This is a genomic window from Enterobacter sp. Ag1 (assembly GCA_000277545.1).
Taxonomy (GTDB): domain Bacteria; phylum Pseudomonadota; class Gammaproteobacteria; order Enterobacterales; family Enterobacteriaceae; genus Cedecea.
Genome location: AKXM01000055.1, coordinates 39,541 through 64,164, shown reverse-complemented (window position 1 = coordinate 64,164; position 24,624 = coordinate 39,541). Strand labels below are relative to the sequence as shown.

Here is a 24,624-nt window from a genome sequence, read left to right as displayed (position 1 = left end):
AAATTCTCCCGTTATTTCCTGATTCATTCCATTCAGAGGGCTTAGCCAGCGAGGCTGTTTGCGGCCAGCGGAGCGCTGGTTTCCGGTTCACCACGCTTCTTTCCGGCGAAGCGTTCAACGATTTGTGCCGCATTAAGATCGTGGATCACGTTGATAAGCGTGGCCGGTGCATCGGTAATGGTGCCAAGCACCACCAGCAGCGGGATGGCTTCCATTGGCAGCCCCAGCGTCGTGACAATAAAGATCTCCCCGAGGAACGCGCCGCCCGGTACGCCGCCAACGATAATGGCCGACAGCACGGCAATCAGCATCGCGAGGAAGAAGGTTTCGCTGGTAAATGGCAGGCCAAGAACCGAATAGATAAAGACGATTTTCAACGCGGCAATCATCGCCACGCCGCCTTTATTGAGGTTCACCAGCAGCGGAATCGAGACATCGACAATTTCAGGGTTGATGCCCATTGCCTTGCCCGCACGCAGCGTAACCGGCAGAGTACCGAGCGAAGAGCAGGTACCCAGCGCGGTCGCGGAAGGTTCAATCGCGTGTTTCCAGAACGCTTTTACTGCCGGAAGCCCGCCGCCAATCCACGAATAGAAAATGGAGCCAAGCACGTAATAGATAAGCGTTGCCGCCATAAATAACCCGATGGCGCGAGCGAAGGTCATCAGCAGCGAAGCATCCTGGCTCGCCATGGTTGCAGCGAAGTAGCAGCCCAGGCCGACAGGTGCCACCTTCATGATAATAGAGACAATTTTCATGATAACGGTGTTGGCATCCTGCAGCAGAGCGGCGATGCGTTTACCCGCATCCGCCGACTGACCAATCGCTACACCGGCGATAATCGCAATCACGATCAGCGCCAGGATGTTCGACTTGGAGAACAACCCGACAAAGTCGCTGGTAGTCACCATGCTGACAAAATCCATCTCCCCCGAGCCGCCTTTCACCGAATGGGAAAGATCGATGGTCACGCCCTGGGCCGGGTTGTACCAAAGCGCCAGCAGCACAATGCCTGCGGCGGGAATAAGCGCCATGGCGATGGAAACAATAAAAATAACCACCATGATACGGCCTAACCGTTTAAGGTCGGTCATGCCGGCAATAGATGACATCACGCTGACGCCAACCAGCGGCACAATAATCATAAACAACAGGTTGAGGAATATTTGCCCGACAGGTTGTAATTTAATGGCGTAAGTTGGGGCATAAATACCCAGCAAGCCGCCGACAATGAGAGCAAATAAAAGAACAAAAGATGATTTGTAGGGTTCGAGGCGTGTCCACATAAAGGATACCTTCTCAATAAAAGTAATAATAACTGGGACGAAAATCACAATTACCAACTGCTGTAATTAAATCCCCGGACTTTTGTGATGAAAATCACTAATAATGTATAAAATTCATTTTCCAACTTCTTTATTTACTACAGCGCAATAGTTACACTTTTGAAATTGGATTGGTATGGGGAATTAATACCGTTTCCTCAAATCACTTGTGAATAAAAGGAAAAAATGAGCGCGCCAATTTCACTCAAGCATCTCGAGGTATTCGTCAAAATTATCGATTGCGGCGGGCTGTCTGAAGCGGCGGCACAGCTCAGCGTGTCGCCTTCGGCGGTAAGCAAGAGCCTGGCGGCGCTGGAGGATTTACTGGGCACAACGCTTATCAAAAGAACGACCCGCAGCATCACGCTAACCGATGCGGGGCAATATTTGTTTAACCGCGCTAATAAGTTAATTAAAGAATTCGACGACACGCTAAATACCACATCAAGCTATTACAACAATCCGCAGGGCGAATTGCGCATCACCTGTTCTATTGCGTTTGGCTACGCCAGGCTGGTCAACCTTGTTGATAAATACCGGGCGAACTTCCCCGATGTGAATCTTTATATTGACCTCAACGATAACTTTATTAATCTTAATGAATCCGACTTCGATATCGCCCTGCGAATATCCACCTCTCCGCCGCAAAATTACGCCATGCGCAAACTGGCTCCAGTTCGCTGGGCTTACTGTGCCACCGCAGACTACCTCAGCAAGAAAGGGATGCCGGGCAAACGCACGGATCTGGTCACGCACGACTGCCTGGTTTACCCAGGGCTGACACCGCAGATTAAAACTACCGACGAGCACGAACGGCAGCACCTGCTAAAAATGCGTACGCCAATCCAGGCCAACAGCAGCCTGGTACTGCTTAAATCCGTACTGGAAAATCAGGGCGTCGCCTACCTGCCCACCTATCTGATTGGCGACCATATTCAAAAGGATGAACTAACCCCGCTGCTGCTGGACGGCATCATCACTTACGAAACCCATGCGCTGTACGCCCTCTATTTCCCGAGCAAATACAGCAATCCTAAGGTCAGGTCGTTTATTGATTTCCTCGTAGGGGAGCTTTCGCCGCAGCCAGCGTGGGACAACTGGATCCCTTAATTATTTCCCTTTAGTTTTTCTGTGTTATTATCCGCCCGTTATTTCTACCGAACTTACTCAGAGGCTTGATGCTGGAGAATGTCATCATCTGATAATCAGTGCCCCGCCTGTCACAGGCCGGACTGATTATCACTGCGCTTAACTCTTATGCGAACACACGCGTTGTGTTGGCACGTTTTGCACATGATGATGAAAAGGTTTTTCAGCATGAATTTATCCCGTCAGGAACAGCGTACCCTTCACGTTTTAGCGAAAGGGGGACGCATCGTTCACACTCGCGACTCGTCAGGCCGCGTCACCGCCGTTGAATGTTACTCCCGCGAAGGGTTGCTGCTTAGCGACTGTACGCTGGCCGTGTTCAAAAAGCTCAGAACCAAGAAGCTGATTAAATCCAGCAACGGGCAGCCATACCGGATCAACACCAGCGGGCTGAACAACGTTCGCGCCCAGCCGGATAACAGGTAATTGACGAGAGTCTGGATGAAACAGGCGTTTTGAAAGGCTAAAACAGATAACGGGCCATCTGGCCCGTCGAGACTGATGACAAAGCTCATGCGGCTAAAGTTCTGCAATCTGTCACCTGAAAATAAACTGGAAAATCAATCCATTGATTTTCGGCTGCTAGCCACAAAGAAGGAAAAACCACGCTTTTTCCTTCTTTGTCTGCAACTTTAACGGGCCGCATGGCCCGTTATTTCAATGTTCGAGTTCGGCGGCCCGGAATTCTTCTTCGCAATACTGGTTGAAGCGTTCGCAGAACCACGTTTTCTGCTCACGACTCATGTTGCCTGTCACGGCCTGGAGATTCACCTGCTGCCCCGAAGCCTGCATATGCGCGAAGCTACGCGCCAGAAAATCAAAATTCTTTACTGCCTGTAGATCTCTGTTCATCAGCATATCCCTCTGTGAGTTAACTTTTGGGTAAGTCATATGCTTCTGGTTTCAGTATCGACCCGCCGACGATTATTTTTTGAACAATGAATGCGCTTTTGGGATTTCTCCCTGCGATATATCGAAACGCGACTTTAGCGCTGCCGAATCGGCCTTGTGAACTGCGCCGCCTCCAGCGTTAACTTTGCGGCAGTAAACCTGTCGCTGCGCACGCCAAGAACCTCCTTTTCCCACAGCGGATTCAGCGGCACGTGGTAGCCCGCGTTCTTGGCCTGAAGCACCAGCTCCGCAAGATCGTCTTTGTTTTCAATAATGCACAAAGGCGCAAAGCGCCCGATTTTATGGGGCAGCGCGAACGTGGCCGGGTAGTTGCTCTCAGGATCGGTAACCGGGTTGGCGCTGTCCGTTGCGTGATGCACCACTTTTTCCCCGTCCCCCACCAGCGCCTGGTTTAGCACGCCAATCATCCTGCGGGCGCGCTCGCTCGTGTTGCCTGTTTCCTCGTCGCTCTTGCGGTAGAAACTCGCCGGGCTGTCATAGTCCCCGCGCAGCGCCTGGTGCTCAGGCAGCGTGCGGTAATTTTCCAGCCGCTGGCGAAATACCTGATGCGACACATCCGGCACCTGCAAATTATCCTCAGGCCCTAACTCGCTGACGTGCGGGGCGATGACCAGCAGATCATAATCCGCGGTGAAGGGCCGGGCTTCAGCGTGTGGGGCAAGCACCTGCAGGGGTGCACCGTGATGGGAAATTTGATACCGCGCTTCTCCGCTGCCCGGCAGGCGCCGGGCCTCAAACGCATAAGGCTCCCCACCTGGCCCGCTGGCCCTGAGATGACTCACGCCGCCGGCGCTCTCAGGTGACAGCTTGTCGATAAGCCCCTGCTCAAACAGGTCGTGCAGGCGGCTCTGGGAAACTTCCAGCGGCACGGCGGCAGCATGCCCGTCAACAATGCAGGCCTGCGTTTGCAGGTTAAACTTCGCGATTCGCTCGGGCGAGGCGTTCTCCAGCTTGCTGAACCGCTGCTCCACGCAGATAAACCCCGCCTGCGGCCCCCACGAGGCGCTTTTCCCCTTGATGTGAAATCCTTTGGTCGGATAGCCGGCCTCAATCAGCGCCGTTGCCAGCTTGTCCACCGGGCGAACGCCAATGATGCAATTGTGTTCCGAAGCGACTTTTTGAAGCGGGATAAGGTGCTCAGGCACGATGCCGGTTTTGTCTTTGATGTGTGAGACAAGCTGCGGGAGATCCGTGCCGGGCGTTTGACTCGCTGTGGACAGGTGAAGTTCTAAAGGGCGATACGCCGCAGGGGGGGATTCAACTTTCATTTTTACGGCCAGGCTCCCGGCGATAAACAACAAGCCATTGAGGCTGCGACCGGGAAAAGGCGGCCGGGGCAGCATCACGCGAAAACATCACCCAGGTGAATGCTCGCGGATTGCCCCGCCGCCCTGGTTCCGGTTAAGTCTTGTCTTTCACCGTTTCGGTTCCACCGTTATTTTTCACCGAGGCAATGCCTTTATCCCGGGATTGCTCCGTGGCGTACATCTGGCTGGTACCAATCACCTGATGATTGCCGGCCTTGAGGTTGAAGTAGAACTTCCCGTTGCTGGCAACCTTCTTGTCGTAGCGCTCCTCCAGCGGGCTGTTGGTGCGCACGGAGGCGATACCGTTGTCCGCCGAGGCGCGGGTTTTATACAGCTCGCTGGTGAGGACCACTTCGCCATTACCCGCCTTGAGCACGAACTTAAACTGCCCGTCGCTGCTTTTGCTTAATTCGAACCAACCAGACATGTTAACTCCTTGATTAAAATCATAAACAGTTAATAGATTGGGTGAACGTCAAAAACAGTATGTACGAAAAACAAACAAATCGCCCACCCCACCTGCGCCCTGGCGGGACAAATGTCCCGGCCACGATGCGGATTTAAGATCCCGCTGGCAGTTTTCACGCTAATCTGTGGGCAACGCGGGACGGGCGTCCTGTCCTTATTTGACGGGAAATTTTATAGTGAACAGCATGAAAAACGAGAACAGACCCGGCGACTGGCTGAACGTCATTGAACGCGTGACCGGCGACCCGGTGCTGTATGAGCTGCTGAAGTATTGCCCGCTGGATATTCTGCGCAGCTGGCAGCTAAAACATTACCCACGCGGCTCGCTGATTTTTCGCCAGGGGGAAATTTGCGATGAATTCCACCTGATTGTTAAAGGGGAAATCGACGTTTTCACCACCGCCGACGACGGGCGAAAATATTCCCAGGCGCGCTATAAAAAAGGCGACATTCTGGGGGAGCTGGAAATATTCGAGCGGCGGCAATACATCTGCTCGGTAGAAGCGGTTAGCGACGCGGCGCTTTTAGTGCTGACGCGGGAAGAGTTTATTCGCTGGCTGGGATTAGACAATTACTTTAATCAAAAAATATTACAGGCCGTGAGCGATCAATATTATCAGCTCTCCAAAAAGGCCGGGGAAGACATTCTTTATTCGTTACATCAGCGTCTTTGCCTGGTGCTGTGGCAGAAATACCAGCAAATACAGGGCAGCATCCCGCTTAATAAGCAGCAATTAAGCGAGCAGTTTGCGGTGGCTCCGCGCAGCATTAACCGCATTTTATCCGAACTGCGGGAAGACAATATCATTGCGATTCACGGCGAGCAGATTCAGGTTCTCGACCCTCAGCGCCTGCGCCAGCACGCCGAACATTAAATAACAGCAGCCAATCCTGAGCCATGCCAAATGGCTCGTTTAACGCCAGGTAACTATCATGACCCAACTCCAGCCCCATATCCGGCTCAGCCGGGAGATGACGCACGCCCGTTATGCGCTCCTGCCGGGCGATCCGAAACGCGTGGAACACGTCGCGCAGTTTCTGGACAACGTGGAAGACTTCGGCAGCAACCGAGAATACCGCGCCCTGCGCGGCTGGTTCCGCGGCGTGGAAGTGCTGGTGATGTCCACCGGCATGGGCGGGCCTTCTACCGCCATCGCCGTGGAAGAGCTGCGCCAGATTGGCGTCACCAACCTGATCCGCATCGGCAGCTGTGGGGCGATGCAAAACCACATTCGCCTCGGCGACCTGGTGATCGCCACCGCCGCCGTGCGGGACGACGGCACCAGCCAGATGTACATCGACAAAGGCTACCCGGCCTGCGCGGACATCGGCCTGGTGCACCACCTGACTCAGCAGGCCAAACGCCTGGGCTACGCCAGCCACTGCGGCTATGTGCGCAGCCACGACAGCTTCTACACCGAACGCGAAGACGAGATTAACCAGTTCTGGTCCGGCAAGGGCATTCTGGCTGCGGATATGGAAACGGCACCGTTGATGGTAGTTGGCGCATTGCGCGGTTTGCGCATCGCCTCCGTGCTTAACGTGGTGGTTGAGCACAGCGGCAATCTGGAAGAAGGCATTAACAACTACCAGCAGCAGGAACACTCCTGCCTGCAGGGTGAATCCCGCGAGATTTTACTCGCCCTCGAAGCGCTCTATCTTGACAGCCAGGAGCAGTAATCATGGATTTCTTCAGCATTAAGAATGTGATGGTCACCATTCCGCTCGGCGAGGGCGGCTACGCGCTGTCGTGGATCGAGGCCATCGGCACCGTCTTCGGCCTGCTCTGCATCTGGTTCGCCAGCAAAGAGAAGATCATCAACTACCTGTTCGGCCTGATTAACGTCACGCTGTTTGCGGCGATCTTTTTCCAGATCCAGCTTTACGCCAGCCTGCTGCTGCAGGTGTTCTTCTTCGCCGCCAACATTTACGGCTGGTACGCGTGGAGCCGCCAGAACGAGGCCAACGAGGCCGCGCTGAAAATCCGCTGGCTGCCGCGCAGCAAGGCGTTCACGCTGGCGGCAGTTTGCTTGGTCGCCATCGCGCTGATGACTTTCTTCATCGACCCGGTCTTCGCCGTGCTGACCCATATTGCGGTGGGCATTATGCAGAATGTCGGCGTGGCGGTTGAGATGCCGCAGCTGCAGCCAGATGCCTTCCCGCTGTGGGATTCCGCGATGCTGATCCTGTCGATTGCCGCGATGGTGCTGATGACGCGTAAATACGTCGAAAACTGGCTGCTTTGGGTGGTTATCGACGTGATTAGCGTGGTGATTTACGCCATTCAGGGCGTATATGCCATGTCGCTGGAATACATCCTGCTGACGGCAATTGCGGTAATGGGATCTATGGCGTGGATCAAGAGCGCCAGAATGATTGGCTCCCGGCCGCTGGCTTAAATCGTTTTATTCAGTTTAAGGGCCGCTAAGCGGCCCTTTTGTTATTCGGATATATCTTATTTATCAAGCCGGATGAAAATTAAAGGCTTTTTAAAAATCTCGAGATTTTCAGCGACCGCTTTCAACCCACTCAGCGTATTCATCTACACTTTATTTCAGGCACAGCAGCGAGATAATTTTTAACGATCGTTAGCAGGTCTTTTTCACTCTCTATTTTTACTGCCTTATCCGTTTCTATTTTCATTCAGGCCTCTCCCTTTAATCGCTCAAGACCACAGGATAACTTTATGAAAATATTGCTTTTAAAAATCTTCACGCTGAATTTCAACCCACAATTTTACCTATCAGAGCAATCAAACAACTCGCAAAACAGTTTGTTATAACCAGCTGACTGCCGCGCATAAGCCCGCAGCACAAAATTTTGCGACATCTGTTTTTTGCACCTTCTAATAAAAGTACGGGGTTAAACGATGAATAAGCTAAAAACATTAAAACTGGCGCTGAGTATTACCGCCCTCGCCTGCACCGGGCTGGCACAGGCCGCCACTGTCGCCATGAACACCGTCGACGCCAGCGGCACTTCCACCCCGGCGGGCACCATTGAATACCACGCCACCCAGTACGGCGTGGTCTTTACGCCGAACCTGAAAGGCCTGCCGCCGGGCATTCACGGCTTCCACGTTCACACTAATCCGAACTGCGGCCCCGCCATGCAGGACGGCAAAATGGTGGCTGGCCTCGCGGCGGGCGGCCACCTTGATCCGGCCCACACCGGCAAACATGAAGGCCCGTGGGGCAACGGCCACCTCGGCGACCTGCCTGCGCTGTACGTCGACAGCGACGGCACCGCAACCTACCCGGTGCTGGCTCCTCGCCTGCGCATGTCTGACTTAAAAGGCCACTCGCTGATGATCCACGCCGGCGGCGACAACCACTCTGACCACCCGGCAATGCTCGGCGGCGGCGGTGCGCGCATGGTTTGCGGAGTGACGTCATGAGCAAGCGCTTCTTAACGACGGCGTGCTTCACGCTGATGATGGGCGGACTTCCGGCCCTGGCGAACGCGGCTGATACCTCCATCGACGCGCCCAAAGGCGAGCACCTGCAAATCGAGCTTTATGCCCGAGGCGTGCAGATCTACCGCTGCGCGGCGGCGGACGCCGAAGCCAAAACCGGGAGCTGGGTATTCCAGGCCCCGGAAGCCGACCTGTTCAGCGACAAAGGCCTGAAGCACCTCGTCGGCAAACACTTCGACGGCCCACACTGGCAGGCCGCGGACGGCAGCGTGGTGGCCGGTACACTCAGCGCCACTCGCCCGTCGAAAGATAAAGGCTCGATTCCGTGGCTGCTGCTGACCGGCACTTCCGAAGCGCAGCCAGGCCTGTTCGCCAACGTAAGCAGCATCCAGCGCGTAGACACTCACGGCGGCGTAACCGGCCCCACGGTTTGCGACCCGGCAACCTTTGGCGCAACGCTGAAAGTACCTTATACGGCGACTTATAAGTTTTATACGAAGTAGCAGCCTGTGAAGTCCTGGCCGGAAGGCCGGGGCTTTGTGCTGATGGAGTTGTCTTCAGGGGAACGGGTGCTTATTGATATTTAGTTTTTATCCTCTCGGCATTTTTAGTTCTGCAATACTCACCGTCATTAACACCAAAATCGACAGGGCATAAGGATGGTCAAATCCTGCCGAAAAATAATACTCATCCAGTTAAAAACCACATCCATGAATTTTTATTTTATCATGCACTTCATTAATTCCCTCTGCGGCCTCCATATTGGTTACAAGGGGTTTAGAAGCATGTCACTCATTTGAAAAACATTAATACGATTGATAGACAACAGAATAATACTCAATATAACAATTATAATATGAAGAGATTCATTTCCAGATTAATAATCCTCCCGCACCATTTCATCATTTTTTATACTATAAATACCACTTTCCAACCAAAATGAAACCCCTGTATTATTACTATCCTTAACAAACATGAGTGAGTCTTTATCAATGCAGTTTTTCTTTGTTTTCTTATCCTTAAAGCACCTTCTGTCATACTTCCCTTCTTCTTTATAGCCTTCACCAAAATCCCAGAAAACAACTGTAAATGAGCCGTTTGGACCAGGGTTGGGAATATCATATTTAAATTTAAGCATTTTTTTATTTTTAAGCCACCAGTTGATCTTGCCCAGATCTGTAAATGGAAATGATTTAACCAAAACAGAGGCATGGTTACCGTCCTTATGAACAGCGATAATTTCCACCGGACGAGTTGACAGCCAAAGAAGATAACTTGCTAGCAAAAATATGGATATATATATAGTAGAGAGAGTGTTTTTATTTTTTACTCTCATTACGCTCTCCGTATATATCAACTGTGGCGTCCATATTTGTCATAAAAGGCTTGAACGCAAACAGGCTGTAGTGCTGAAGAATAAACCAAATACCAAAAAATCGAAAATACTTAAATTTGACCTTAGAAATATCATCATCATCCAGCCCGAAATGATCTTGAACCTCATAGTAAACTTTAGCGTGATATCTCTCTTTATCAATATATAGAGACTTGATTGTGATATGCGTTGCACAGGTATCATGCACGGTAATTCCCAGGCCATTAAAATTATCTTTATAACGATCAAACTTAGGAAGTTTACCATCTAGAATAGCTTTATTTAGCTCACTTTTACCGTTAGAAGATAGGCTTTTATTTTCCCAGTCGATCTCCGCATCCAGAGCATCTTTTAATAAACGAAGAGTACTATTTTTGGTTTTGTCATTAACAATATGTTCCTTCAATGCGCTATTCAGTAATTGATGACTAAACTGTTTACCATTACCTTTTTGCATATGTGTGATCATCAGATCGATCAGCAGGTTGTACGGGCGTGCAGCGCAAACAGTATGGACAAGTGCCGGAGCTCATCAAAAAGGATCTCAGCACATTCCCACCGGGTCAGTTTTTCACCTTCTCCCCGGGAGCCGTGGAACATCGACTGCGGCTGGCTGAATGGGCTTATTTTCGTCATTGTGTAAGGATCTACCCTTGTGGAAACGTCCACCAAATGAAACTTCGCCCTCAGTTCAATCTCAGACAGATCGCCGGACTTCATATCTTTGGCGTTTTTGTCATTCATTTTTTTCTGGGTTTCAAATATCTTGCAGGGAAATTGCAATGCCGACATAAATCACGTCCTTGTATATTGTTGTCTCTATCATCCCGGTAGCCAGGCATGATAAGCAGTCTTTAGCCGCTGTGTAAGTGTTGTACATTATTAAGAGTCTGAATTCAGATTTCTTAATTGGGATTTTATTCATATCAGAGATGTTGATTTACGTCGTTCCCCAGCGCCACGGCTAGATCGGAGCCGGTACCCTGAAAGGCCTGCCGCCGGGCATTCACGGCTTCCACGTGCACACTAGTCCGAACTGCGGGCCAGGCATGCAGGACGGCAAAATGGTGGCCGGCGCGCTAAGCGCCACTCGCCCGTCAAAAGATAAAGGCTCGATTCCGTGGCTGCTGCTGACCGGCACTTCAGACGCACAGCCGGGCCTGTGCCAACGTGAGCAGCATCCAGCGTGTGGACACCCACGGCGGCGTAACCGGCCCCACGGTTTGCGACCCGGCGACCTTTGGCGCGACGCTGAAAGTGCCTTATACGGCGACTTATAAGTTCTATACGAAGTAGCAGCCTGCGAAGTCCTGCCGGAAGGCCGGGGCTTTGTGCTGATGGAGTTGTCTTCAGGGGAACGGGCGTTTACAGATATTTTATCAGCTCCCCTTTTTCGCCTAATCGATATTGACCATCACGAAAAATAACTACTGTATTTTTATATCTATCCTGCCACACCGTAAAAGCTTTATCTTTATCGATACAATTTAACGTTGGCTCCAGATCGTCAAAACATAGCCGATCGTAACCATCCGTTTCTACATAACCGGCCCCAAAATACCAAAATATAATTTCAAAAAAAGCATCTTTCCCTGTACCTGGAGCATCATATTTTTCTTTGAGCATATCTTTATTTTTCAACCACCAGTGTACTTTACCTTTATTTGTTAAGGAGAAGTTTTTCACTAAAATGTGGCTATAACTATTTCTCTTATGAACTGCAACAATTTCTACCGGTCGAAATGCTAACCATAAGCAATATCCTGCCAATAGACCGCCAGCTAGAAATTTCAGTCCCCTTATTATGTTACCTTTCAATTTAATCACTCCAAAAAACTGACTAAAATATAAAGCATTTTCTGTTTATTCAAAACTGCAGAAATTATATTCTAATATTCAAGCCTGACAATCTTACCGTTCTCTTCCTCTCGATAAATAGCATCATCCACAGTAAATGTAATTCCTCTGTTTTTACTCTTCCTTATAGTAAAAACAGAGTTTTTATCAATGCAGTTTATTTTGGTATTCATATCATCAAAACAAAGCCTGTCATACTTACCCTCTTCTTTATAGCCATCCTTAAAAAGCCAAATAGTGATAGTAAAACCCCCATAAGATGCAGGCTTTGGAATATCATACTTTGCTTTAAGTGCATCCTTATTTTCTAACCACCAGTCAATCTTACCTTTGTCTGTGAACGGGAAGTTCTTGACCAAAATACTGCTGTAGTTATTTCTCTGATGAACAGCGACGATTTCAACAGATCGAAAGAGCAGCCATAAGCAGTATACCGCCACTATACATCCAGCCAGACAGAAAAAACCCACCATCATTTTATTTTTTAACTGCATTTCGCCGCCCAATAATATGAATAGTGGCTTCCATATTGGTAATAAAGGGTTTGAAGGCAAACTCGCTGTAGCGTTGCAGGACAAACCATATACGAAATAATCGAATACTTTTAAATTTTATTTTTAAAATATCATCATCATCCAATCAAAAATGATCCTGAACTTTATAGTGAATTTCAGCGTGATATTTTTCGTTATCAATCGTTAGGGACTTAATTGTGATATGCGTTGCCCAGGTATCATGCACGGTAAGTCCCATACCATTCACCCGATCCCGAAGACGATCGAATTTTGGTAGTATTCCGTTCATAATTGTTTCTGTTAGCTCATTTTTATATTTTGCAGGATAACATCTACGCTCCCAATAAATTTGGATATCAAAAACTTTCTTCAGACGGAGCCGCGTACTGTTTTCCTCCGAGCGATCGCTCAATATTTTCTCCTCCAGCGCACTATTCAGTAAGGGATGACTAAAGGGCTTCCCGCCACACTTTTGCATGTGCGTGATCATTAGTTCGATCAAAGATGTGTAAGGACCGTCCCACGAAAAAGGACGTGATAAATACCGGAACTCATCAAAGAGGATGCGAGCGCACTCCCATTTTGTCAATTTTTTTATCTCCTTCTTAGGGCGAAAGAACTGCACCATCGGATGCTCATATGAAGGGATCTCCGTCAACGTGTAAGGATTTATACTTGTAGAAATATCTGTCAGGTGGAATTTTGCCTTCAGATCGATTTCGGACAGATCGCCGGACTTCATATCTTTGGCGTTTTTGTCATCCATCTTTTTCTGGGTTTCAAATATCTTGCAGGGAAATTTCAATGCCGACATACATCACATCCTTGTATATTCTTGTCTATACCATCCAGGTAGCCCGCCATGATAAGCAGCCACTAGCCGCTGTGTAAATGTTGTACATTATTAAGAGTCTGAATTCAGATTTCTTAATTGAGATTTTATTCACATCAGAAATGTTGATTTATATCGCCACCAATGGCTCTACGATAAATTGGGATCATAAAAGCCCATGAGTTATGCTCAATAAAATTCATTCTATTCACCGGGGCAGACCACTATGAAAATACTAAAAAGCGGCATCCGCGACGTAATTGCCAGCGACGACGTCACCGTTGTGGAGCCGGTCAACCTCTACGAATGCACGCTGCAGAGCGGCGTATTCGTCGGGCCTTTTGTTGAGATCCAGCGCCACTGCGTGATCGGCTCTGGTACCCGCGTCCAGTCCCACTCGTTCCTGTGCGAAAACGTCACCACCGGCAAAAACTGCTTTATCGGCCACGGCGTCACCTTCGCCAACGACCTGTTTCGCAGCGGCAGGCCAGACCCCAACCCGGAGAACTGGATAGCCATTACCCTCGGCGATAACGTTACCATAGGCAGCGGCAGCACTATCCTGACGGAGCATATTTGCAGCGGCGCGGTGATTGGCGCAGGCAGCGTGGTGACGAAAGATATTCTGGTGGCCGGGGTTTATGTCGGGAGCCCTGCGAGATTAGTGCGGGAGTTTTAACGGCTGCCGTTAGCCGTAAAGCTGATAACCGGCATAATCGCGACGCCATCGGAATAGAACAAGTCTGAGTTGGTAAACGAATACACACGGCCGGTGAGCGTGACATTAACGTGGCTGCCATAACCCGTAACCTTTGCATTGCTTACTGCTGATATCAAAAACGGGGCACGATTCTTCAGATGCTCCATTGGATCGCCCGCTAGATTGCCATCCAGATAATAGCGATAGACATCCGAAACCGTAGCGCCTCCGCCGTTGTAGCGGGTGATATATAAGAACGTAGTATCGGCGACTTTTTGGCGGGAGAAAAACACATCATTCGGTGGACCATTGAAGTAATGCTGATATGCCGCATAACCACTCACAAGCAATAACAGCACAGCCGTTAACGTAAAATGCAGGCTCTTAATAACCGTGTTGTTTGGCATAATCTATTCCCTGTTTAATCCGGCACCGATCGTGTGGATCATTCCCAAGAAAAATTCACTGACTCTTGAGTTCCTGCTTATAACCCTGTAGCCCCTCGGGCAGGCAGTATACAATCGCCAACAATTTGCACTCCATTTCCGCTAAAAATAAATAAGCAGGCAAAGACATTACTAATAGTCCGTATTGGTGAGCTGCCCATTGTTGTCAATAAAAAATCGGTGTATATAGCGTTTATCATTCAGGCCATAAGAAATGGCATAGCTATAGCCGTACTTCCATTTCACATTGATACAATTATCGGGATATGTTAGATGTAGCCCTTCATCATTTTTTATTACGGCGTATCCCGTTTCCTGAGTTGATTCTATTCGGTAATAATTCAATACATCATTTTTATCAACGCTGAAACAGAGCTTTTCTTCATTGATGTACGTATATCTTGCCTGTGGCGCAGGTTTACCCCCTGGGCAACCTGTCAGCAAAATCATAGCCGTAAATATAGACGCTATTTTCCTCACCCGGGGAACCCCTTTAAAATCGATTTGTATCTTGAGATCAATGAATGAACAGGTTCATTAGCATTGTAATTACGATATTCATGCAAGGCGCTATGACCCTGTAAGCCATAATTTAACAAAAGCCAATAATCACTGACTATTGACGCTTGCTGTTCTAATCCGTAGCGAAGTAAATCAGTTTTATTCAAACTGTAGCTATAATCGGCGAACCGGGAGAACATTCCACGTGTTCTCACAAACATCCCTTTTTGTGATTGCCACACATGCATCATCTCATGCATAAACAGGTGTTTTTTTTGTATCTCTGTCTCTAATGAGAAATCAGGTGAATATGTACCTTCCCTGTACCACATCTCTCCATTTGGGCTCATAGCAACACCAACTGGCTGTAGATTAAAGGGAAGGTAACTTTTCCTATGAACCCAAACCCTGCTGTAATTTATACTGTTACCATAAAGAGTCTTAGCTAATGCAATCTCACCTAATGTTAACTGCCTGACTCCTCCGGGAGTTATAGGTGTGCCCGATGTAGGTTTTGTCCTTTCACCAACTACCATTAAAAATCCCTTTTCGTGTTATGATTAATTGCCCATCGTACTACCCTGTGATAATTAAAGCTAATAACCAGTTGGGAGATTGTTCTTAAATCGTGCAAAGTTAGATGATGGTCACGAATATTAAGCCATTAACAAGCATGGATAACATATAAATGCATTTTAATATGAACATCACTCAGCGATAATCGCAATAGTTAATAGCATACAATAAAGATAAGCATTAAGGATGATAATAGAACCAATAAGTTGGCTGTATTATGCAGAAATCAGGAGGATTTGTTTTTTATGAAGGCAAAGATCTTGTCTTTTTCTTCATCAGAAAGTTTGGACCAACTAAGCGTCAATTCCGCTAGTTCATCATCAACCATATAGAAGTATGCCAGCGGCACTTCAAGAGCGTTAGCAAGCTGTTGAGCAACGTCAATACCGGCCTGGTGAACGCCCTTTTCATAGCGGTTTATACGAGTGCTTGCGACAAATTCATCGATTCCGGCAAGAATGCCCAGACTCTTTTGCGAAAGACCTTTTGCTAAGCGAGCGGTTTTTAAACGCTGGCAGAAAACGGCTGAGTAATTAGTTTGAGTATTCATAGCTACGATAGTCGTAGCTTTAAGACTCAACTACTACTACGAGTAACGTAGTTCGTTACAAATTTGAGTCTATACGCAGCCCTACAACCTAAGACCAAAATAAACTCTTTTCATTTTTGAGATACGGATCGACCAAAGGCGAGGATCAACTCTGCAAGTTGATCGTCATCGGCATAAAAGTAGGCCAGTGGCACATTCAATACAATTGCGAGATGTTGGGCAGTCTGAACATCAACCTCATGGATCCCACGCTCATACCGATTGATACGTGTGCTTGCTGCAAACTCATCTATACCCGCCAACATACCGAGTTTTTTCTGCGAAAGACCGCTGGCAAGGCGTGATGCCCTGAGCCTTTTGCAGAAAATTTCACGGTAATTGGGAGTGGTTCGCATAACTACGATATTCGTAGTATTTATTTAGACACGATACTACGAATAACGTAGCATTGATTTGTAGCACATCCACTTACAGGTAACAGTAGGAGGGAATCATGACTAAAGGTTGGCACTCAGCGGATATCATCGCCGGTTTACGCAAGAAAGGAACATCGTTGGCGGCACTTTCACGAGAATGTGGCCTGGCTTCTTCAACGCTAGCGAATGCGTTAACGCGTCCGTGGCCAAAAGGTGAGTTTTTGATTGCTAAGGCGCTTGAGGTTCATCCGAGCGAGATATGGCCTGAGCGGTATGTTGGGGCTGATGGGGAGATTGTTGATCGTGAGCGGTTGACCTGCCCCCAGGATTAGATACAACCTTCAGTTAGTAATGTCGGTTGGTTTTTCTTCATATTTCCTGTTTCGCCAGTCCGTTGCGAATTCAGCTGGTGTCTGGTAATCCAGCGATGAATGGGGACGGCACTCGTTATAATCCTGCCGCCAGTCATTAATCGTTTTCCGGGCATGAAGAATATCGCTGAACCAGTGTTCATTCAGACACTCATCGCGAAAGCGTCCGTTAAAACTCTCAATAAATCCGTTCTGCGTTGGCTTACCTGCCTGGATAAGCCGGAGTTCCACACTATGCTCAAAGGCCCATTGATCGAGCGCGCGGCAGGTAAATTCCGGACCCTGATCGGTTCTTATTGTCGTCGGATATCCCCGAAACAACGCGATGCTGTCCAGAATACGCGTGACCTGAACGCCTGAAATACCGAAAGCAGCGGTGATCGTCAGACACTCCTTCGTGAAATCATCCACACAGGTCAGGCACTTGATCCTTCGACCGTTGGCCAGTGCATCCATAACGAAATCCATCGACCATGTAAGGTTCGGTGCATCCGGGCGCAGAAGCGGAAACCGTTCGGTCGCCAGCCCTCTGCGGCGTCGTCTGCGTTTTACGCTCAGTCCATTAAGGTGGTAAATACGGTATACCCGCTTGTGATTGACGTGAAGGCCCTCCCTACGCAGCAACTGCCAGATGCGCCGATAACCAAAACGTCTGCGTTCAAGCGCCAGCTCGGTAATACGCCCAGATAAATGTGCATCAGCAGCCGGACGCTGAGCATCATAACGGCAGGTCGACAGGGACAAACCTGTAAGCCGGCAGGCACGACGTTGCGACAGACCGGTCGCATCACACATCAACACCACGGCTTCCCGCTTCTGGCCTGTCGTCAGTACTTTCGCCCCAGAGCCACCTGAAGCGCCTCCTTATCCAGCATGGCTTCGGCAAGCAGCTTCTTGAGCCTGGCGTTCTCTTCTTCAAGCGACTTCAGGCGCTTAACCTCGGGCACCTCCATACCGCCATACTTCTTACGCCAGGTGTAAAAGGTGGCGTCGGAAATGGCGTGCTTACGGCAGAGCTCACGGGCAGAAACCCCGGCTTCAGCCTCGCGGAGGATACTGATGATCTGTTCGTCGGAAAAACGCTTCTTCATGGGGATGTCCTCATGTGGCTTATGAAGACATTACTAACATCGCGGTGTATTAATCAACGGGGAGCAGGTCACAACGCCAGCAGAAGTGGCGTCACTCACCGCCCACTATTTTGCGCTGGCTATTGGAGTCTGCCTGCGCGCCAGCGTGTCGGGTGGTGCTGCTGATGAACCTTGATATGCTGATGGCTGTGAGAAATCCACCACTTATGGATATTGTGTTGCAGGAGATGTATTACCGAGAGGATTGAGCAGACACCAACGAATTACATCAGCATAAAATATTATGCTGGACTGAATATCCGGGAGTGAGATCAAACTCGACAATAAATCTGACTAAAATATAGGTGAGTATGATGAATGATTATATCCCTTAAATCATTCTTATCATGCTTCAATATTGAAAGCAAATCGATATGGAAATATTAAAATGAATTCTTTTCTAATATAAAAAAAAGAGCATCATCGAGGTTATCAAAAACATGGTTACTGCATTGCCGAACCATTTCAAAATATTTTTTTATAATATCATTTTCAATTTGGTCGACAAGAATGATCTCTTTCCCTAGAGCTTTGGCGTATCCAACTTCCAAAGCAAGAGCATATCCTCCAGGATTGCTTGATTCCATATTAGCTAGTAAAATATCAGAATGTGCTATAGCATCCAGATCCCATTGAGTATAATGGCTAGGATCATCAATATTATGCAGACTTGGATCCTTTAATATAAACCCAGTTAGCATTTTATGAGCAGTCAGTTGCCACTGAGATGCGAAACCACCGGCTAAATATATAGTTTTCTTATTCAACTTCATCTAGTTTAAGCCCTTTTAAATTAATTTCTGTTAATGCAACTGAGAATGGTGTAGTCATTGCTCTATTAAAAAAAAGATCAGCTTGTTTAAATAAACACACTGCGCTTATAGATAAAATGACTAACTGAACAAACCAATGAGGAGCAACTCGATAATGTTGCAATAACTCCGGAAAGAAAAGCAAACACATTAAAAAATCGACAATAAATATGATTAATACAGTTCCGACACCACTGCACAATAAAGAAATAAACATAAATCGCCGTCCTAGAGCTGACGCTTCCTGAGAAATAGATAACGCGACACTCCTTAAATCATGGTAACTCCAGCTATCACTCTCACTGCATACGAATTTTTTGTTGACTAATTCTAAGAAAAATTTATAAGACTGCCGCTCCTTAGCTTTATTTTCATCAAAACCTTTAGATATTTTCAGCATCTTAAGAATGTCTTTTAAAATTATTTGATAAAATGCAGTAATTAAATGGCCTAATGCAAAAAGTATAGCTGCAAGAAACCATACACTTGCACTATTGTCCATTACATCAACAACGCTTAAGAATGCTTCATCCCCTATATGCATGACTATAAAACCGGCAGCTAGTACCACCCCAGGAACCCAAGCACCAATAAAATCGTTGAAAAAATGAGCTAGCGTCTCTACTGCATCATCGATTTTCATTTACACACCATAGCAGTGATCTTTGTTGCACCCTATCAAAGTAGCCTTTTCAAGGCCAGCCCCCTTCCTACAATGCCTTTCAGCCGAACGACAAAAAAAAACAGTTAACAAATTGAATATTAATGAAAAAATAAAAGAATCTCAAAAAAAAATCTAGCTGAGAAGATTTGATTTTGATGCAAGCCTACTACTGGAGAAACTCTCCAGTTCATGTACAATCAGCACATATTTAGTTGTTACTGCATTAGGATACGTCATGGCTCATTTTTCAGGTCACGAGACCTTTCCACTACGACAGATGTGGCTCAAAAAAGCCTACAGTTGCGCAACCTCAGATGGATGCATCGATAAATCTGTTTTCTCTGATGACGAAGCTATAGCCAAATTTGGTGTTGGTAAAAACATGGTCGCATCAATCAAACATTGGGCTCTTGCGTGTGAGGTCATTCGAGAAGAGGATGGAAGATTTAAACTGACTGATTTCGCTAGAAAAATATTTGATGAAAATGGGTTAGATCCTTACTCGGAACATCCTTCGACATCATGGTTGAGCCATTGGCAACTATCTGGAAGAGGATATCGCTCGACGACTTGGTACTGGTTTTTTAACCATGTAGTATCTCCCACATTTACCCAAGAAGACCTACGAAACCTTTTGGTTGAATACGCAGCCCAATGCAGCCCTAGCCGGAAGCTTTCCACAATGACCCTATCACGAGATATCGAAACATGCTTACGTAGTTATGCCCCACGGTCAATTGGGGGAACGCCAGAAGATTTCGCTGAACCAATGCTTGGGGAGCTGTGCCTTATATCAGAAGAAAGTAAAGGACATTACGCGTTCCGCAGGGGGCCTAAAATCACTCTATCGGACGGAGCATTTGCATATGCTTTAATCGATTTTTGGGGTCGTAAAGCTGAAAAGAGCAGCACGTTATCATTTGAATCAATCGCTTATGGTGAAGGTTCACCTGGTAGAGTTTTTAAGCTTGATGAAGATTCTATTGCAGAACGTTTATTTGCATTGGAAGAACTGACTGAGGGTTCTTTTACATGGACAGAATCAGCAGGGATACGCCAAGTTCATCGAAGAACATCAGAAACAGAAAAAGTAATGTTGAATATGCTTGGGAAGGCTTATGACTGAACATAATAAAAACCTGCTATCAGAACAGGTTCATTTAACAAGACAGTATCAACGTTCTATTCGTATTGATACCGACCTTGGTCGTGAAGATGCACTTGACGGCTATGTATGTAATGGTACCGCAAAAACTCTACTTGATAATATGTCGAGTCAGTTGCTTAATAGCCAACAACGAGCTTTTACATGGACCGGTCCCTACGGGAGTGGTAAATCATCTCTAGCAATTGCTTTAGCGAGCACATTATCATCCAATGAGACTCTTCGTCGTAAAGCCAGAAGCGTATTGAATGTAATACCAGATAGTGACTTCGATAAAGTTTTCAAAGTTAAAAAAGGTTGGTTAGTATTACCTGTGGTTGGTCGACGAGGTAGTGTAATTCAGCAAATCGTACATACTCTGAATAAAGTATGTGCGCACGAAGTAGACTATGCTAAATCAGCATCACTATTAATTAAATATCTCTGTTCTGCCGCAGAAAAAGAAAATGCCGATGGAACATTGCTCATTCTTGACGAGTTAGGAAAGTTTCTTGAAGCATCAGCCTTAGGCAATGGCGATGATATTTACTTTTACCAAGAATTGGCTGAAGCTGCAGCCCGTAGCAATGGTAAAGTCGTTATAATCGGTATACTTCACCAGTCTTTTAGTCAATATGCTGCTCGTCTTGGTCTTGAGACTCGCGATGAGTGGGCCAAAATCCAGGGACGATATACAGACATACCTCTTGTTGCCGGCAGCGATGAGATTGTAGAACTTATAAGTAAAGCAATTAAGGTTGATAAAAGACCTAAGCATGCCAAAATAGCAGCACTTACAGTTGCTGATGCAATACGAGAGCGTCGTCCTATGGTTGGGGCTCAATATGAACATGCATTAGAGCTCTGCTGGCCATTACATCCTGTAATGGCTGCATTATTAGGTCCTATATCAAAACGTCAATTTGGACAGAATGAACGTTCGACATTCGGTTTTCTTTCATCATCTGAACCTTACGGATTCCAGACGTTCCTTAATACAACAGATTTCCTAGACGCAACTTGGTATTTACCATCAAATTATTACGACTATCTCCAGGCAAATCTTGAGCAGCTTATTTTGGCTTCAACTGATGGACATCGCTGGGCACAAGCTGCTGATGCTGTGGAGCGAGCGGAAGCAAAATCTGATAGCAAATTGCATATAGATCTAATTAAAAGTATTGCAATACTAGATCTTTTCAAAGACGGCTCTGGGCTAATTGCAGAGATATCTATTCTTGAATCTCTATTCATAAGTGTAGACAAAGAAAAAATCTTATCAGCACTCGATGATCTTTCAAAATGGCATGTGATAATTTTTAAAAAACACACAGGTGCATGGTCTGTTTTTGAAGGCAGTGATTTTAATATAGACCAAGCAGTGTCACAAGCTCGTGCTACAATGTCAGGAACAGATTTCAATCTGCTCAATAAGTTGGCTAATCTCTATCCAATTATCGCTAAGCGACATTATCATCAGACTGGCACATTTCGTTGGATGAATATTGCTATTTGTGGATTAAATGATATAGATAAATATGCCCGTGACTTTAAACCCAAAAATGGTGAGTTTGGGCTACTGCTTCTTGTACTACCTGACAAAAATATCAATGAAAACCAAGCTAAGCGCTTATGCTCTGAAGCGGCCCAGTCTAAACCATGGCCTATAGTTGTTGGATTACCACATAACTATTTACGTATCGCAGATTTAGGTACTGAACTTTTAGCACTGCAAGCCGTATTGACTAAGCGCGGACACGAGCTTAATGGTGATGCAGTTGCCAGACGAGAAGTTCATGCTCGAACAACAGCAATACAGGCAACATTAGAAGAGCAATTAGCAGAAGCACTAGCAACAGCTCATTGGTATGCTGTTAGCATTGAATGGGAGCCAAAAGAAACGCTATCTTCAATTGTATCTACCCTTGCAGATAATGTTTATTACCAAGCTCCACGGTTGTGGAGTGAATTAGTGAATCGTGACAACTTATCAAGTAATAGTGTTAAAGCCAGACGAGAGCTTTTATACCGAATGCTTGAAAATGAGGGAGAGCCTAATCTTGGTATAGAAGGTTATCCTGCTGCACGAGGCCTGTATGAAACTATTTTATATCGGACAGGATTATATAGAAAAGACGATGCAGGAAACTATCGTTTTGTCGCACCTGCACGCGAGATAAATTCATCGTTTTCAGCCATCTGGGATAAAACGCATGAACTGTTACAAACCGCGAACATTAAAATATCAGCTTCCGATATACACACCTTTTGGGCAGCCCCTCCTTTTGGTCTGAAAAAAGGTGCTATTCCTATAATTTTTATGGCATTTTTGCTTGCGCACAAAAGTAATATTGCAATTTATAAAGATGGAATTTTTATTCCAAATGTTACTGATGCTGATATTGATGAATATTTGCAAGATGAAAGACGATTTGCTTTGCGTTGGATTGTTATTGATAATGAGAAACAAAACATTCTAAATGGAATAGGAAGAATCCTTGCATCTATTGGAGCAATATCCAGCTCAGAAGATCCTTTAGAAGCTGCCAGAAGCCTAGTTGGAATGGTTTTAGGGTTACCAAATTGGACACAAAGGACTGCAAGACTTTCACCTGAGGCCAAGAAAGTAAGAGATACTTTGCTGAAAGCAAGTGATCCTCACAAAGTATTATTTATAGACTTAGCCGCTGCCTTGGACGTAGAAAGTGGTCACAATTATATTGATGCTTTGAAAGTGCCAATAGAAGAAATTTGGAATGCCTACGACAAATTGTTACGCCAAATCGCATCAAGCATGTTAAAAGCCCTAAATGCCGATGAAAACAACTTGTCAGTATTAAGAGCACGCGCAGAAAGACTTTCTGGCATTACGGGAGAGCTTCGCCAAGATGCATTCTCTACTCGACTATCCAAATATGACGGTAGCAAAATTGCAATCGAAGGCATACTCAGTCTTGCAGCGAACAAACCTCCAAGAGACTGGAATGATCGAGATATTGATTCAGCCCTTATGGAAATCGCTAATTTTGCATTACATTTCAGACAATCCGAAGCTTTAGTGGCAATACAAGGTCGAAAACCAACTAGCGAAGCATTCGCTGTGGTTATCGGTGCCGGTGCTGAAATGCAGACATTTACACATGAATTTAATGTACCAGAACAATTTACTGGACAAATTGAAAAACTTACCGACGAATTGATTCATACATTGTCTGCAAAGGGATTAAGTTCGGAAATCATAATGGCTGCACTAGGCAAAGCCTGTATACAAATCGCTAAGCATGGCGAAGAGGTTCTTGATGACTGAAAAACATGTTCTTGGTATCTCTGGAGGTAAAGATAGCGCAGCACTGGCTGTTTTTATGCGTCAAACTAGACCGGATCTCGATATTGAATATTTTTTTACTGATACTGGTAAAGAACTGCCGGAAGTCTATGAATTTCTCGGTAGGTTAGAAGGTTTTTTAGGTAAACCTATTGCTAGGTTAAATCCTAGACGTGATTTTGATTTCTGGTTACGAGAATATAATCATTACCTACCATCACCACAAACGCGCTGGTGTACACGACAGTTGAAGCTGGCTCCTTTCGAACAATGGGTGCGTCCAATGCTTGCTGCAGGTGATGCAGTTACTAGCTACGTGGCAATCAGAGCGGATGAGGAATATCGCGAAGGGTATAGTTCGAAAAATGCTAATTTAACAATTAGCTTACCTTTTAGAGATTACGGAATCGACCGCAAAGGAGTCATGGACATACTTGATTCTTCAGGTGTGGGCTTGCCTAGATATTACGATTGGCGCTCAAGAAGTGGCTGTACGTTTTGCTTTTTCCAGCAAAAAATCGAATGGGTGAGGTTAAAAGAACGCCATCCTGAAGCATTTGAAGAAGCTAAACGTTATGAAAAAAATGCCATTGAACATGGTTCACCTTTCACTTGGACAAAAGGTGAACCATTAGACGCCCTTGAAAAGCCAGAAAGAATTGCCCAAATTATTGCTGATTTTGAGAAACGGAAAGAACGAGAAAAAGCCAGAAAACCAATAAATCCTTTACGCCCCGGGGAATCACTCATAGACATAGATGAACTATATGGTGAGGATGAAGGGGGGGGGTCTTGCGCAATCTGCCATAAGTAGTAAATATATAGGGGTATCAA

General features: G+C 46.6%; 30 protein-coding genes and 1 pseudogene. 13 read left to right on the top strand and 18 right to left on the bottom strand.

Annotation, left to right across the window (positions count from 1 at the left end):
• Positions 1 to 41 precede the first annotated feature (41 nt).
• Complete coding sequence (locus tag A936_RS19570; RefSeq protein ID WP_008460862.1) at positions 42 to 1,286, bottom strand: dicarboxylate/amino acid:cation symporter; 1,245 nt, start codon at positions 1,284 to 1,286, stop codon at positions 42 to 44.
• A 225-nt stretch (positions 1,287 to 1,511) separates the two neighbouring features.
• Here A936_RS19570 and A936_RS19565 point away from each other — a divergent pair, with 225 nt between their 5' ends.
• On the top strand, positions 1,512 to 2,435 hold the full coding sequence (locus tag A936_RS19565; protein WP_008460859.1) for a LysR family transcriptional regulator: 924 nt from the start codon (positions 1,512 to 1,514) through the stop codon (positions 2,433 to 2,435).
• A 207-nt stretch (positions 2,436 to 2,642) separates the two neighbouring features.
• Positions 2,643 to 2,900: a YjhX family toxin gene (locus tag A936_RS19560; RefSeq protein WP_008460858.1), complete on the top strand. Its 258-nt coding sequence runs from the start codon at positions 2,643 to 2,645 to the stop codon at positions 2,898 to 2,900.
• Positions 2,901 to 3,131: 231 nt separating this feature from the next.
• Here A936_RS19560 and A936_RS23080 read toward each other — a convergent pair whose 3' ends face one another.
• From A936_RS23080 to A936_RS19545, 3 genes are all read right to left on the bottom strand, one after another.
• Complete coding sequence (locus A936_RS23080) at positions 3,132 to 3,332, bottom strand: glycogen synthesis protein GlgS (RefSeq protein WP_071530516.1); 201 nt, start codon at positions 3,330 to 3,332, stop codon at positions 3,132 to 3,134.
• Between the two features lie 128 nt (positions 3,333 to 3,460).
• Positions 3,461 to 4,654: an anthrax toxin-like adenylyl cyclase domain-containing protein gene (locus A936_RS19550; protein WP_157141442.1), complete on the bottom strand. Its 1,194-nt coding sequence runs from the start codon at positions 4,652 to 4,654 to the stop codon at positions 3,461 to 3,463.
• Between the two features lie 133 nt (positions 4,655 to 4,787).
• Positions 4,788 to 5,120, bottom strand: a complete 333-nt coding sequence (locus tag A936_RS19545) for a YegP family protein (protein WP_008460852.1) — start codon at positions 5,118 to 5,120, stop codon at positions 4,788 to 4,790.
• A gap of 217 nt (positions 5,121 to 5,337) precedes the next feature.
• Here A936_RS19545 and A936_RS19540 point away from each other — a divergent pair, with 217 nt between their 5' ends.
• The 5 genes from A936_RS19540 to A936_RS19520 all read left to right on the top strand — a co-directional run bounded on the left by A936_RS19540 (position 5,338) and on the right by A936_RS19520 (position 9,079).
• On the top strand, positions 5,338 to 6,036 hold the full coding sequence (locus A936_RS19540; protein ID WP_008460851.1) for a Crp/Fnr family transcriptional regulator: 699 nt from the start codon (positions 5,338 to 5,340) through the stop codon (positions 6,034 to 6,036).
• 58 nt (positions 6,037 to 6,094) lie between these two features.
• On the top strand, positions 6,095 to 6,841 hold the full coding sequence (locus A936_RS19535; protein ID WP_008460849.1) for a nucleoside phosphorylase: 747 nt from the start codon (positions 6,095 to 6,097) through the stop codon (positions 6,839 to 6,841).
• Positions 6,842 to 6,843: 2 nt separating this feature from the next.
• Positions 6,844 to 7,560 (top strand): nicotinamide riboside transporter PnuC, encoded by a 717-nt coding sequence (gene pnuC / locus A936_RS19530; protein WP_008460846.1) that lies wholly within the window; start codon positions 6,844 to 6,846, stop codon positions 7,558 to 7,560.
• A 470-nt stretch (positions 7,561 to 8,030) separates the two neighbouring features.
• Positions 8,031 to 8,558, top strand: a complete 528-nt coding sequence (sodC, locus tag A936_RS19525) for a superoxide dismutase family protein (protein WP_008460845.1) — start codon at positions 8,031 to 8,033, stop codon at positions 8,556 to 8,558.
• Entirely contained in the window at positions 8,555 to 9,079 is a 525-nt protein-coding gene (locus A936_RS19520) for a DUF3455 domain-containing protein (protein WP_008460843.1), read from the top strand. The genes sodC and A936_RS19520 overlap by 4 nt, the downstream gene beginning before the upstream one ends.
• 374 nt (positions 9,080 to 9,453) lie before the next feature.
• Here A936_RS19520 and A936_RS19515 read toward each other — a convergent pair whose 3' ends face one another.
• Genes A936_RS19515 through A936_RS24005 form a run of 3 tightly spaced genes read right to left on the bottom strand, consistent with a single transcriptional unit; the run spans position 9,454 to position 10,695 of the window.
• Positions 9,454 to 9,912 (bottom strand): DUF943 family protein, encoded by a 459-nt coding sequence (locus A936_RS19515; RefSeq protein WP_008460842.1) that lies wholly within the window; start codon positions 9,910 to 9,912, stop codon positions 9,454 to 9,456.
• Positions 9,896 to 10,408, bottom strand: coding sequence for a YPO3983 family protein (locus A936_RS24010; RefSeq protein ID WP_008460841.1), 513 nt, complete (start codon positions 10,406 to 10,408; stop codon positions 9,896 to 9,898). Before A936_RS24010 ends, A936_RS19515 begins: the two co-directional genes overlap by 17 nt.
• Positions 10,409 to 10,428: 20 nt before the next feature.
• Positions 10,429 to 10,695 (bottom strand): DUF3289 family protein, encoded by a 267-nt coding sequence (locus A936_RS24005; protein WP_336984905.1) that lies wholly within the window; start codon positions 10,693 to 10,695, stop codon positions 10,429 to 10,431.
• 426 nt (positions 10,696 to 11,121) lie between these two features.
• On the opposite strand from A936_RS24005, the gene A936_RS24120 reads away from it, so the two are divergent.
• Positions 11,122 to 11,247: a DUF3455 domain-containing protein gene (locus A936_RS24120; RefSeq protein ID WP_237717599.1), complete on the top strand. Its 126-nt coding sequence runs from the start codon at positions 11,122 to 11,124 to the stop codon at positions 11,245 to 11,247.
• Positions 11,248 to 11,316: 69 nt separating this feature from the next.
• Here the strand turns inward: A936_RS24120 and A936_RS19505 are convergent, their stop codons facing one another.
• The 3 genes and pseudogenes from A936_RS19505 to A936_RS19495 form a co-directional block, all read right to left on the bottom strand.
• Complete coding sequence (locus A936_RS19505; protein ID WP_052154812.1) at positions 11,317 to 11,775, bottom strand: DUF943 family protein; 459 nt, start codon at positions 11,773 to 11,775, stop codon at positions 11,317 to 11,319.
• Positions 11,776 to 11,840: 65 nt separating this feature from the next.
• Complete coding sequence (locus A936_RS19500) at positions 11,841 to 12,302, bottom strand: DUF943 family protein (protein ID WP_034810070.1); 462 nt, start codon at positions 12,300 to 12,302, stop codon at positions 11,841 to 11,843.
• Positions 12,286 to 13,137 (bottom strand): annotated as a pseudogene (locus tag A936_RS19495) (YPO3983 family protein). The gene A936_RS19500 and the pseudogene A936_RS19495 overlap by 17 nt, the downstream one beginning before the upstream one ends.
• A 244-nt stretch (positions 13,138 to 13,381) precedes the next feature.
• Between A936_RS19495 and A936_RS19490 the strand changes: the two are divergent.
• Positions 13,382 to 13,834, top strand: a complete 453-nt coding sequence (locus A936_RS19490; protein WP_008460836.1) for an acyltransferase — start codon at positions 13,382 to 13,384, stop codon at positions 13,832 to 13,834.
• Here the strand turns inward: A936_RS19490 and A936_RS19485 are convergent.
• The 5 genes from A936_RS19485 to A936_RS19465 all read right to left on the bottom strand — a co-directional run bounded on the left by A936_RS19485 (position 13,831) and on the right by A936_RS19465 (position 16,323).
• Positions 13,831 to 14,262 carry a hypothetical protein gene (locus A936_RS19485; protein WP_008460835.1) on the bottom strand — a complete coding sequence of 144 codons (432 nt, stop codon included), beginning with the start codon at positions 14,260 to 14,262 and terminating at the stop codon, positions 13,831 to 13,833. The two genes, A936_RS19490 and A936_RS19485, sit on opposite strands and share 4 nt — an antisense overlap.
• Positions 14,263 to 14,433: 171 nt before the next feature.
• Entirely contained in the window at positions 14,434 to 14,781 is a 348-nt protein-coding gene (locus A936_RS23995) for a putative T6SS immunity periplasmic lipoprotein (RefSeq protein WP_008460834.1), read from the bottom strand.
• On the bottom strand, positions 14,778 to 15,338 hold the full coding sequence (locus A936_RS19475) for a hypothetical protein (protein WP_052154811.1): 561 nt from the start codon (positions 15,336 to 15,338) through the stop codon (positions 14,778 to 14,780). The genes A936_RS23995 and A936_RS19475 overlap by 4 nt, the downstream gene beginning before the upstream one ends.
• Before the next feature lie 266 nt (positions 15,339 to 15,604).
• Positions 15,605 to 15,928 (bottom strand): helix-turn-helix domain-containing protein, encoded by a 324-nt coding sequence (locus A936_RS19470; protein ID WP_008460831.1) that lies wholly within the window; start codon positions 15,926 to 15,928, stop codon positions 15,605 to 15,607.
• A gap of 110 nt (positions 15,929 to 16,038) precedes the next feature.
• Positions 16,039 to 16,323 carry a helix-turn-helix domain-containing protein gene (locus A936_RS19465; protein ID WP_034810068.1) on the bottom strand — a complete coding sequence of 95 codons (285 nt, stop codon included), beginning with the start codon at positions 16,321 to 16,323 and terminating at the stop codon, positions 16,039 to 16,041.
• A gap of 98 nt (positions 16,324 to 16,421) precedes the next feature.
• On the opposite strand from A936_RS19465, the gene A936_RS23060 reads away from it, so the two are divergent.
• Positions 16,422 to 16,676, top strand: coding sequence for a helix-turn-helix domain-containing protein (locus A936_RS23060; protein WP_008460827.1), 255 nt, complete (start codon positions 16,422 to 16,424; stop codon positions 16,674 to 16,676).
• Positions 16,677 to 16,685: 9 nt separating this feature from the next.
• Here A936_RS23060 and A936_RS19460 read toward each other — a convergent pair.
• From A936_RS19460 to A936_RS19445, 3 genes are all read right to left on the bottom strand, one after another.
• Positions 16,686 to 17,806, bottom strand: a protein-coding gene (locus tag A936_RS19460) for an IS3 family transposase (protein ID WP_085938924.1) whose coding sequence is annotated in 2 segments (ribosomal slippage) — positions 16,686 to 17,548 and positions 17,548 to 17,806 — 1,122 coding nt in all. Because the reading frame shifts where the segments join, the coding sequence is not laid out codon by codon here.
• Positions 17,807 to 18,228: 422 nt separating this feature from the next.
• On the bottom strand, positions 18,229 to 18,618 hold the full coding sequence (locus A936_RS19450; protein WP_008460821.1) for a nucleoside 2-deoxyribosyltransferase domain-containing protein: 390 nt from the start codon (positions 18,616 to 18,618) through the stop codon (positions 18,229 to 18,231).
• A complete protein-coding gene (locus A936_RS19445; RefSeq protein WP_008460820.1) occupies positions 18,605 to 19,300 on the bottom strand; it encodes a hypothetical protein in 696 nt (231 codons plus the stop codon). The genes A936_RS19450 and A936_RS19445 overlap by 14 nt, the downstream gene beginning before the upstream one ends.
• A gap of 256 nt (positions 19,301 to 19,556) precedes the next feature.
• On the opposite strand from A936_RS19445, the gene A936_RS23055 reads away from it, so the two are divergent.
• The 3 genes from A936_RS23055 to A936_RS19435 are packed head-to-tail and all read left to right on the top strand — an operon-like array spanning position 19,557 to position 24,604.
• The gene (locus A936_RS23055; RefSeq protein WP_008460817.1) at positions 19,557 to 20,447 is read left to right on the top strand and encodes a DUF4007 family protein; all 891 of its coding nucleotides are present in this window, start codon (positions 19,557 to 19,559) and stop codon (positions 20,445 to 20,447) included.
• Positions 20,440 to 23,772, top strand: a complete 3,333-nt coding sequence (locus A936_RS19440) for a hypothetical protein (RefSeq protein ID WP_034810016.1) — start codon at positions 20,440 to 20,442, stop codon at positions 23,770 to 23,772. The genes A936_RS23055 and A936_RS19440 overlap by 8 nt, the downstream gene beginning before the upstream one ends.
• A complete protein-coding gene (locus A936_RS19435; RefSeq protein WP_008460814.1) occupies positions 23,765 to 24,604 on the top strand; it encodes a phosphoadenosine phosphosulfate reductase domain-containing protein in 840 nt (279 codons plus the stop codon). The genes A936_RS19440 and A936_RS19435 overlap by 8 nt, the downstream gene beginning before the upstream one ends.
• Positions 24,605 to 24,624 lie beyond the last annotated feature (20 nt).

What these genes read in the sequence shown, in the direction of transcription:
- A936_RS24005 (WP_336984905.1), bottom strand. Translation starts at nt 10,695, where the DNA reads ATGAATGACAAAAACGCCAAAGATATGAAGTCCGGCGATCTGTCTGAG.
- A936_RS19570 (WP_008460862.1), bottom strand. Translation starts at nt 1,286, where the DNA reads ATGTGGACACGCCTCGAACCCTACAAATCATCTTTTGTTCTTTTATTT.
- A936_RS19500 (WP_034810070.1), bottom strand. Translation starts at nt 12,302, where the DNA reads ATGCAGTTAAAAAATAAAATGATGGTGGGTTTTTTCTGTCTGGCTGGA.
- A936_RS19485 (WP_008460835.1), bottom strand. Translation starts at nt 14,262, where the DNA reads ATGCCAAACAACACGGTTATTAAGAGCCTGCATTTTACGTTAACGGCT.
- A936_RS23055 (WP_008460817.1), top strand. Translation starts at nt 19,557, where the DNA reads ATGGCTCATTTTTCAGGTCACGAGACCTTTCCACTACGACAGATGTGG.
- A936_RS24010 (WP_008460841.1), bottom strand. Translation starts at nt 10,408, where the DNA reads ATGCAAAAAGGTAATGGTAAACAGTTTAGTCATCAATTACTGAATAGC.
- A936_RS23080 (WP_071530516.1), bottom strand. Translation starts at nt 3,332, where the DNA reads ATGCTGATGAACAGAGATCTACAGGCAGTAAAGAATTTTGATTTTCTG.
- A936_RS19445 (WP_008460820.1), bottom strand. Translation starts at nt 19,300, where the DNA reads ATGAAAATCGATGATGCAGTAGAGACGCTAGCTCATTTTTTCAACGAT.
- A936_RS19550 (WP_157141442.1), bottom strand. Translation starts at nt 4,654, where the DNA reads ATGAAAGTTGAATCCCCCCCTGCGGCGTATCGCCCTTTAGAACTTCAC.
- A936_RS19435 (WP_008460814.1), top strand. Translation starts at nt 23,765, where the DNA reads ATGACTGAAAAACATGTTCTTGGTATCTCTGGAGGTAAAGATAGCGCA.
- sodC (WP_008460845.1), top strand. Translation starts at nt 8,031, where the DNA reads ATGAATAAGCTAAAAACATTAAAACTGGCGCTGAGTATTACCGCCCTC.
- A936_RS19545 (WP_008460852.1), bottom strand. Translation starts at nt 5,120, where the DNA reads ATGTCTGGTTGGTTCGAATTAAGCAAAAGCAGCGACGGGCAGTTTAAG.
- A936_RS19475 (WP_052154811.1), bottom strand. Translation starts at nt 15,338, where the DNA reads ATGGTAGTTGGTGAAAGGACAAAACCTACATCGGGCACACCTATAACT.
- A936_RS19465 (WP_034810068.1), bottom strand. Translation starts at nt 16,323, where the DNA reads ATGCGAACCACTCCCAATTACCGTGAAATTTTCTGCAAAAGGCTCAGG.
- A936_RS19440 (WP_034810016.1), top strand. Translation starts at nt 20,440, where the DNA reads ATGACTGAACATAATAAAAACCTGCTATCAGAACAGGTTCATTTAACA.
- A936_RS19490 (WP_008460836.1), top strand. Translation starts at nt 13,382, where the DNA reads ATGAAAATACTAAAAAGCGGCATCCGCGACGTAATTGCCAGCGACGAC.
- A936_RS19535 (WP_008460849.1), top strand. Translation starts at nt 6,095, where the DNA reads ATGACCCAACTCCAGCCCCATATCCGGCTCAGCCGGGAGATGACGCAC.
- A936_RS19450 (WP_008460821.1), bottom strand. Translation starts at nt 18,618, where the DNA reads ATGAAGTTGAATAAGAAAACTATATATTTAGCCGGTGGTTTCGCATCT.
- A936_RS19520 (WP_008460843.1), top strand. Translation starts at nt 8,555, where the DNA reads ATGAGCAAGCGCTTCTTAACGACGGCGTGCTTCACGCTGATGATGGGC.
- A936_RS19515 (WP_008460842.1), bottom strand. Translation starts at nt 9,912, where the DNA reads ATGAGAGTAAAAAATAAAAACACTCTCTCTACTATATATATATCCATA.
- A936_RS19565 (WP_008460859.1), top strand. Translation starts at nt 1,512, where the DNA reads ATGAGCGCGCCAATTTCACTCAAGCATCTCGAGGTATTCGTCAAAATT.
- A936_RS19470 (WP_008460831.1), bottom strand. Translation starts at nt 15,928, where the DNA reads ATGAATACTCAAACTAATTACTCAGCCGTTTTCTGCCAGCGTTTAAAA.
- A936_RS19560 (WP_008460858.1), top strand. Translation starts at nt 2,643, where the DNA reads ATGAATTTATCCCGTCAGGAACAGCGTACCCTTCACGTTTTAGCGAAA.
- pnuC (WP_008460846.1), top strand. Translation starts at nt 6,844, where the DNA reads ATGGATTTCTTCAGCATTAAGAATGTGATGGTCACCATTCCGCTCGGC.
- A936_RS23060 (WP_008460827.1), top strand. Translation starts at nt 16,422, where the DNA reads ATGACTAAAGGTTGGCACTCAGCGGATATCATCGCCGGTTTACGCAAG.